This is a genomic window from Salinicola salarius, assembly GCF_003206135.1.
Lineage (GTDB): Bacteria > Pseudomonadota > Gammaproteobacteria > Pseudomonadales > Halomonadaceae > Salinicola > Salinicola salarius.
Genome location: NZ_PZJT01000006.1, coordinates 1 through 7203 on the forward strand (window position 1 = coordinate 1; position 7203 = coordinate 7203).

Sequence of the window (7203 nt, forward strand, 5' to 3'; positions counted from 1 at the left end):
CGACAAGCTCGGCGCGGCCATCGGTGCCTCCCGCGCCGCGGTTGACGCTGGCTTCGTGCCCAACGACATGCAGGTCGGGCAGACCGGCAAGATCGTCGCCCCCGAGCTTTATATCGCCGTCGGTATCAGCGGCGCGATCCAGCACCTGGCGGGCATGAAGGACTCCAAGGTGATCGTGGCGATCAACAAGGACGACGAAGCGCCGATCTTCCAGGTGGCCGATTACGGTCTCGTCGGGGACCTGTTCGAGATTCTGCCCGAGCTGGAGCAGAAGCTGTAGACGACTCGCCCACGCGATTCGCGATCCAGAAAGCCGGTACCTGCGGGTGCCGGTTTTTTTTGTGCCTCGCCGTTCAGCGGATGTCGCGGGCTGTCACTGGAGCGCCAAGTTATACGGATTGATAATTGTTCTTGTTTGTATTAGCGTATCGCGTCGAATTCAGCTTCGTTACACCGCTGGTTAGCGGTGCTTGTCACCAGCTTGTTGTCACGGCTCATACGCAAGGAGATAGCGTGGTGCATGATTCCCCGCGGAAACGAGGAAGCGCACGCCTGTTGGCGTCCTTTCTCGCCGCCATGAGCCTGGGCGTTGCCAGCACGGCGCCGGCCCAGGACTCGCTCAGCCAGGCCAGCATCCAGGCCCAGCAGACCCAGGCCGAACTTCAAAGCCGTATCGACAACGCCGACGACGCCACGCGGGAAGCGCTGCAGCGCCTGCGCCAGGCCAGTCAGCAGGCCGACCGGCTCGAGAGCTACAACGCCGAGCTGGCGCCGATCGTCGACAACCAGGCCAAGCGCATCGCTTCCGAGCAGCAGGCGTTGACGCAGATCTCCGTGACCCGCGAGGCACTGCCGGGGGAGATGCGCGAGATGGTCGAGCAACTGCGCGCGATGGTCGAAGCGGACATGCCGTTCCTGCGTGACGAGCGTCTGGCCCGCGTCGATGATCTGGAGCAGATGCTGTCCCGCGATGATGCCTCGCAGGCCGACAAGCTGCAGCGAATCTTTTCCGCCTGGCGTACCGAGCTCGCCTACGGGCGGGAAATGGACCAATGGAGCGGCCCGCTCGAGGGGGCGCAATCCGACGCCGCGAGTCAGGGTAGCCAGCTCGCCCGGGAAGTCGACTATCTACGGGTCGGAAGAACGGGCTGGTACTACGTCACGCCGAACGATCAGGCCGGTGGCGTCTGGAGCGTTGCCAACGGCGAGTGGGAAGCATTGGACGGCGATCAGATCGACGAGGTCCGTCGCGGCATTCGCATCGCGCAGGATCAGAGCGCGCCGGCCTTGTTGCATCTGCCGGCGTCGCTGGTCGTCGAAGACGGGCAGTCAGCTGCGGAGGGGCAGTCATGAGACGGACGGTCATGAAGCGCCATGCGTGGTGGTCAACGCTCTCTTTCGTGGCGATAACGCTATTGCCCGTCGTTGCCAGTGCTCAGTCCGGCGACGCGTCGGGTGGCGGGGCGCCATCGATACAACAGGTGCTCGAGACGTTCCGGGCCGACAGCCAGGCCGCGGAACAGCGCGATACCCAGCGGCTGGAGACGCTGCTGGATGATCGTGAGGCATTGCAGCAGGCACTTGCCGATGCCGAGCAGCGGCTTCAGAACGCGCAGGACAAGCGCGACCAGTTGGAATCGCGCCAGGCGGAACAGCAGCAGCAACTGGCGGCGCTACAGCGGCAGCGCACGGAAGAGGCCGGTGATATCGGCGATATCTCCGGAATCGTCAAGCAGCAGGCCAGCGAGCTTCGGGATGCGCTGGGCGAGAGCTGGCTGACCGTCGGCGGTGATGCACGGTTGCCTCCGCGGCTCGACGATCGCGGGCTGATCGACCTGCAGACGCTGGACCGGGTGCGCCAGGATCTGGCGGGCCTGATCGCGGAAAGCGGCCGAGGCGTGCGGTTCCAGGCGCCGGTTGCCGGGCCGGACGGCGATGTCGCCCAGCGCCCCGTGATCCGTCTGGGAGATACCGTCGCCTTCAGCAACGGCGATCTGCTGCAGCGAATCGGCGACGACGATCGTCTTTCCGTCGTGGCGGCAACCCCGGGCGATGCTCGCCAGGCCCTGCAGGCTTTCCAGCAGGGCGAGGGCAACCAGATCGTGGTCGATCCCACCGACGGCGACGTGCTGGACGCGCTCGCCCAACAACCGAGCCTGTGGGAGCGGTTCCAGCAGGGCGGCTACGTCGGTTACGTGATCGTTGCGCTGGGGATCATCGGGCTGCTGGTGGCACTGGTGCAGTATGTCTACCTGCTTCGGGTCAGCGCACGCATGCGTCGGCAGATGCGGGCGCCGGAGTCTCTCAGCGACGACAACCCGCTGGGGCGCGTACTCCAGCGCTTCGCCGCGCTGGGCCGTGATCACGCGCCGGAAGCGCTGGAGGCTCGACTCGACGAGGCGCTGCTGGCGGAGCAGCCGCGCCTGGAGCGGGGCCAGCCGGCCGTCAAGCTGATCGCCGCCGTCGCGCCCTTGCTGGGGCTGCTGGGTACGGTGACCGGGATGATCGTCACCTTCCAGTCGATCACCGTGTTCGGCACCGGCGATCCGCAACTGATGGCCGGCGGCATCAGCCAGGCGCTGGTGACCACCGTGCTGGGCCTGATCACCGCGGTTCCGCTGCTGTTCGTCAATACCGCCTTGAGCAGCCGCAGCCGACGATTGATCGGCCTGCTGGAAGGCCGTGCCAGTGCGGTGCTCGCCGAACATCTCGAGGCCGAGACGGCCGCTGTCGCCCACGCCGAGGAGCGCCGTCATGGTGCCCACGCTTGAGCCGATCCGCTGGCTGATCGGCGCTGGCGGTGAGGTGCTGGTGGTGATCATGCTGGTGGCGATGTCGCTGTTCGCGATGTCGCTGGAACGGCTGTTCTACTGGCAGTTCACCCATCGACGTGCGCGGCGAGTGCTGATCGAAGCGTGGATCCAGCGTCGCGATCACTCGAGCTGGAGCGCGCTCACCCTGCGCGAAGTGTGGACGAGCGAACTGATCGCCCGGTTACGCCTGCCGTTGCCGTGGCTCAAGCTGCTGATCGCGGTCTGCCCGCTGCTCGGTCTGCTGGGAACGGTGACGGGCATGATCCAGGTGTTCGACAGTCTGTCTCTCACCGAGAGCAACCAGGCCCGCGCCATGGCCGACGGCGTCGCCCAGGCCACGCTGCCCACGCTGTGCGGCATGGCCGTTGCCGTGGTCGGCCTGCTTTTCGTCACTCGTCTGGAACAGATCATTCGGCGCGAGGACCAGCGGTTGCATGACCGCATGGCCCGCGCCGTGGAGGACTCTCATGCGTAGGCGCCGCTTGCGGGAAGCCAGTGACGATTCGACCGGCATCGACCTGACGCCGATGCTGGATGTCGTTTTCATCATGCTGATTTTCTTCATCGTCACCACCAGCTTCATCAAGGAGAGTGGCGTCGAAATCCAGCGGCCCGAGTCGAGCGAGGCCACGGCGCGCCAGGATACCCAGGTGCTCGTCGCCATCACCGGCGAAGGCGCGGTCTGGGTCGACGGCGAGGCGGTGGATGCCCATCGCGTCGGTGCCCGTGTCGCGCAGCTGGTTTCCGGCGATGGCAGCGTCGTGGTGCAGGCCGACAAGAACTCGACGACGGGCTTGCTGATCGAGGTCATGGATCGCATTCACCAGGCGGGCGTCGATAACGTCGCCGTGGCCGCCAACCGGGATGCCGGCTGATGCGTAGAGTGGCAGGCCTGGTCGGCGGCGCGCTGCTGGCGCTGCTGCTGTTCTATCTGTTGGCGCTGCTGGTGGCTCCGCCGGAACCGGATCGCACCCAGATCGTGACGCCGACGGCGATCTCGATGGTCGACGCGCCGGAGCAGGAGCAGGCGCAACCGACGTCGCCGGCGTTACCGACGCCGCCGAGTGCGCCACCGCCGCCCCCTGCGGCGGCGCCCGTACCTGCGGCGGAGACGCCGAGCCCGGTGGAGATTCCGGAACCGCAGACGCCGCCCATGGAGGCACCGGACGTGACGCTGGATGAATCGCTGCCCGAGCTGAGCGAGGCGCAGCCGGAGCCGCGTCCTGAACCGCAACCCGAGGCTCAGCCGGAACCCCAGCCAACGCAGGAAACCGTGGCGGAAGCGGCGCCGCAGCCGGAATCCGAGCCTGGCCCGCCGCAGTCGGAACCCGCACCGCAGCAACCGCCGCGAGGAACGCAGGCATCGCCGCGCGATGTCGGCCAGTTGCAGCCTACCAGCCGGGTCAATCCGTCCTATCCGATGCGTGCGCGCCGGCGTGGCCTGGAAGGTTACGTGGAGGTGAGTTTTATCATTCAGCCTGATGGACGCGTCGATACCGACAGTTTGCGGATAATCGACGCCGATCCCGCCAATGTGTTCGATCGTGCCGTCGAGGAGGCGGTATCCCAGTGGCGATTCCCGCCGGCCGATGACGTGCGGCGGGCCACGCAGCGTATCCAGTTCCAGTTGGAGGGCTGATCGTGAATTCAATGACGGTTCGTCGCCTGGGCAAGCGCTGTCTGTCGCTGGCGCTGGTGGGCCTGATCGGTTGCGGCGGCATCTCGCTGGCCCGGGCAGAGGGCCCGGCGCTGCGCGCGGACATGATCCAGGCGCTGCAGTCGATGCAGTCGCAGCTCGCATCCGGCGACGACGCGACGGTGGCCGCGCGCGCTGCCGAATCGGCCTCGCGCCTCGAAGGTGGCAATGCGGCCGACCGCTGGGCGCGCGCCCTGTTCCTGCAACTGGCGGCATCGGCCAACGCCCGCCAGGGCCACGATCTCCAGGCCGCGGAGCAACTGGCCGAAGCGCGTCGCATCGATGACGTTCCCGATGCCCGCCGGCTCTCCTGGCTGCAGCAGGAGGCACGGCTGCGCTTGAGCGCCGGTCAGACTCGGCAGGGCGCGGATCTGCTGACCCAATGGGTCGAACGTAGCGGCGGAGACGACGCTTCGCGCTGGTTGCTGATCCAGGCGCGGGCGTCGCTCGAGGAGTGGTCGGCCGCGGCCAGCTCGCTCGATCGGCTGAGAGCGTCCGGCACCGAGGGCTGGAGCCAGTCGCAACGGCAATTGGCAAGTACGGTCTACCAGCAGGCGGGACGCTTCGACGACGCCCTGACGCTGCTGGGCGACGATGCGAGCTCGCCGGACGTCTGGCGCCGGGCCGCGGGACTTGCCCAGCAAGCCGGTGATGACGGTCGTGCCGCTGCGATCTGGGAAAGCGGCTGGCGCCGAGGTGTGCTGACATCGGACGACGATCTGGTGCAGCTGGCCAGGCTGCATATCGCCGGGGGGACGCCGGCGCGTGCCGCCGAGCATCTGGAGGATTGGCTGGATAGCGGTCGGCTGGATTCCGGCGGCGCCAACCTGCGCCTGATCGCCCAGGCCTGGACGGCCGCTCGTGATCATGGCCGTGCGCTGTCGGCCTGGCAGACGCTGGCCGAGCAGAGCGGCCGGGCAGAGGATTGGCAGCAGTTGGCCGAGCTCGCTTACGGCTGGGGCGAGTGGCAGACGACACGGGACGCGCTTTCCCGTCTGCGGGAGGCCGGCGGCGAGATTTCCGGGCGGGACTGGTTGTTGCAGGGCATCGCCTCGCTGCAGCTCGGCGATCGGGAGGCGGCCCGCAATGCCTTCCAGCAGGCCAGGGCAGCGGGTGTCGAGCAGGCGCAGCAGTGGCTGGATTCGCTGGGATCGGCGTAGCGGTGATTGGCTCACGCGCTGGTCGGTTTTGGCAAGGTGGCGAGACAAGGTGACAGATTGTCGTTTGACCAGTTCTCCACTGACCATCGCCAGTGGTCCTTGTCAGCGTTTTTGTTTATTGGTCAATAAAGCCGGGGCACTGGAATTTGCCGCCGTCTGTGGCGTCAAAAAGGGGAGCGCGAGGGGCTTGCCCCTCGCATTGACGAGCAGAAGGAAAGTTGATGCTCGGTCAGTGGTAAGTTCGTCCGCTTGAATTTGTCGCCATCGTGAATTTGTCGCCATAGGAAACGAAACTCACGCCAGCTCGAACTCGCTCCACACCGGGGCGTGGTCGGAAGGCCGTTCCATGGCGCGCAGGTCGTAGTCGATACCCGAGCGACGTGTGGCGCGAGCCAGCGGTTCGGTGACCAGGATGTAATCGATGCGCAGGCCGCGCTTGGGCTCGCGATCGAAACCCTTGGAGCGATAGTCGAACCAGCTGAAGTAGTCGCTGCTGTCCGGGTGGCAAAGCCGATAACTGTCCTCGAGCCCCCACGCTTTTAGGCGCTCCAGCCATTCGCGTTCCTCGGGCTGGAAGCTGGTCTTGCCTTCGCGCAGCCAGCGCTTGCGATTGTCCTCGCCGATGCCGATATCGATATCCGCCGGCGAAATGTTGAAGTCGCCCATGATCGCGATGCGCTCCGAAGGCTGGTGCTGCGTTTCGAGAAGCGCGTTGAGGCCGGCGTAGAACGCCCGCTTGTTGGGGTACTTGGTAGGGTGAGCGATGTTCTCGCCCTGGGGGAAGTAACCGTTCCACACCGTCAGCGGTTTACCATCGTCCATGTCGAGCGTCACCCCGATAAGGCGGCGCTGCGCCTCCTCGCCATCGTCGGGCAATCCATAATGAACGGATACCGGTGCCGCCCGGGTCAGCATCGCGACACCGTAGTGGCCTTTCTGACCATGGAAGTGAACGTGATAGCCCAAGGCTTCCACCGCGTCACGGGGAAATTCGCTGTCCTGGACCTTGGTTTCCTGCAGGCCGATGACGTCCGGCGCGTGGCTCTCGATCAATGCCTCGAGCTGGTGCAGACGAGCGCGGATACCGTTGATATTGAAAGAGACGAGTCGCATCAATCGGAGCCCTCATCCTTCGAGGCGTCGCCATCGGTGCTGGCGGAATGCAGCGGCAGCGGTGGAGCGCTCTGACGCTGGCGCTTGCGTTCGGCCTGCAGTTTTCGCTGCTGGGTCTTCTTGTCGACGTAACGACGCGATGGGGCGACTTCATCGGGATTGTCATGGCGCCAGCGGCGATAGTCCTTGCGCTTGCCGGTACGGATCGTCACCTTGTCGGCCAGCGACCGGGTCTTTTTTCTGCGAGTCATGCGCGCAACCTGTCAGTATTCAGCGGGAAATCCGGCGATATGGCGATATAGGCATCAGCATGGGAAACTCTCGACCATGAGGGCGGTGTTCCCGAGCCAACGATAGCCCGCATTCTAACAGGGGAAGGGGGTTGTGCCATCGGCTTGCCGATCACGGCTCGCGACGTTGG

Annotated in this window: 9 protein-coding genes; 7 read left to right on the top strand and 2 right to left on the bottom strand. The window is 65.8% G+C overall.

Features of this window, described 5'->3' with window-relative positions:
- The 7 genes from DOM32_RS06450 to DOM32_RS06480 form a co-directional block, all read left to right on the top strand.
- Nucleotides 1–280 (top strand): FAD-binding protein (locus DOM32_RS06450; protein ID WP_208625331.1); only part of this gene is annotated, 280 nt, incomplete at its 5' end.
- A 233-nt stretch (nt 281–513) separates the two neighbouring features.
- Nucleotides 514–1353 (top strand): DUF3450 domain-containing protein, encoded by an 840-nt coding sequence (locus DOM32_RS06455; protein ID WP_244179830.1) that lies wholly within the window; start codon nt 514–516, stop codon nt 1351–1353.
- Nucleotides 1350–2771, top strand: coding sequence for a MotA/TolQ/ExbB proton channel family protein (locus DOM32_RS06460; RefSeq protein ID WP_244179831.1), 1422 nt, complete (start codon nt 1350–1352; stop codon nt 2769–2771). The genes DOM32_RS06455 and DOM32_RS06460 overlap by 4 nt, the downstream gene beginning before the upstream one ends.
- Nucleotides 2755–3288 (top strand): MotA/TolQ/ExbB proton channel family protein, encoded by a 534-nt coding sequence (locus DOM32_RS06465; RefSeq protein ID WP_110632461.1) that lies wholly within the window; start codon nt 2755–2757, stop codon nt 3286–3288. The genes DOM32_RS06460 and DOM32_RS06465 overlap by 17 nt, the downstream gene beginning before the upstream one ends.
- Nucleotides 3281–3688: an ExbD/TolR family protein gene (locus DOM32_RS06470; protein WP_071233036.1), complete on the top strand. Its 408-nt coding sequence runs from the start codon at nt 3281–3283 to the stop codon at nt 3686–3688. Before DOM32_RS06465 ends, DOM32_RS06470 begins: the two co-directional genes overlap by 8 nt.
- The gene (locus tag DOM32_RS06475) at nt 3688–4452 is read left to right on the top strand and encodes an energy transducer TonB (protein WP_110632464.1); all 765 of its coding nucleotides are present in this window, start codon (nt 3688–3690) and stop codon (nt 4450–4452) included. Before DOM32_RS06470 ends, DOM32_RS06475 begins: the two co-directional genes overlap by 1 nt.
- Before the next feature lie 11 nt (nt 4453–4463).
- Nucleotides 4464–5669 carry a hypothetical protein gene (locus tag DOM32_RS06480; protein ID WP_110632467.1) on the top strand — a complete coding sequence of 402 codons (1206 nt, stop codon included), beginning with the start codon at nt 4464–4466 and terminating at the stop codon, nt 5667–5669.
- Between the two features lie 294 nt (nt 5670–5963).
- Here the strand turns inward: DOM32_RS06480 and xthA are convergent, their stop codons facing one another.
- Nucleotides 5964–6782, bottom strand: coding sequence for an exodeoxyribonuclease III (xthA, locus tag DOM32_RS06485; RefSeq protein WP_071233033.1), 819 nt, complete (start codon nt 6780–6782; stop codon nt 5964–5966).
- Nucleotides 6782–7033 carry a hypothetical protein gene (locus tag DOM32_RS06490; RefSeq protein ID WP_110632469.1) on the bottom strand — a complete coding sequence of 84 codons (252 nt, stop codon included), beginning with the start codon at nt 7031–7033 and terminating at the stop codon, nt 6782–6784. Before DOM32_RS06490 ends, xthA begins: the two co-directional genes overlap by 1 nt.
- Between the last annotated feature and the right edge of the window lie 170 nt (nt 7034–7203).

Excerpts from the sequence above, each read along its gene's own strand:
- DOM32_RS06475 (WP_110632464.1), top strand. The coding sequence starts at position 3,688 with ATGCGTAGAGTGGCAGGCCTGGTCGGCGGCGCGCTGCTGGCGCTGCTG.
- DOM32_RS06460 (WP_244179831.1), top strand. The coding sequence starts at position 1,350 with ATGAGACGGACGGTCATGAAGCGCCATGCGTGGTGGTCAACGCTCTCT.
- DOM32_RS06490 (WP_110632469.1), bottom strand. The coding sequence starts at position 7,033 with ATGACTCGCAGAAAAAAGACCCGGTCGCTGGCCGACAAGGTGACGATC.
- DOM32_RS06470 (WP_071233036.1), top strand. The coding sequence starts at position 3,281 with ATGCGTAGGCGCCGCTTGCGGGAAGCCAGTGACGATTCGACCGGCATC.
- DOM32_RS06465 (WP_110632461.1), top strand. The coding sequence starts at position 2,755 with ATGGTGCCCACGCTTGAGCCGATCCGCTGGCTGATCGGCGCTGGCGGT.
- DOM32_RS06480 (WP_110632467.1), top strand. The coding sequence starts at position 4,464 with ATGACGGTTCGTCGCCTGGGCAAGCGCTGTCTGTCGCTGGCGCTGGTG.
- xthA (WP_071233033.1), bottom strand. The coding sequence starts at position 6,782 with ATGCGACTCGTCTCTTTCAATATCAACGGTATCCGCGCTCGTCTGCAC.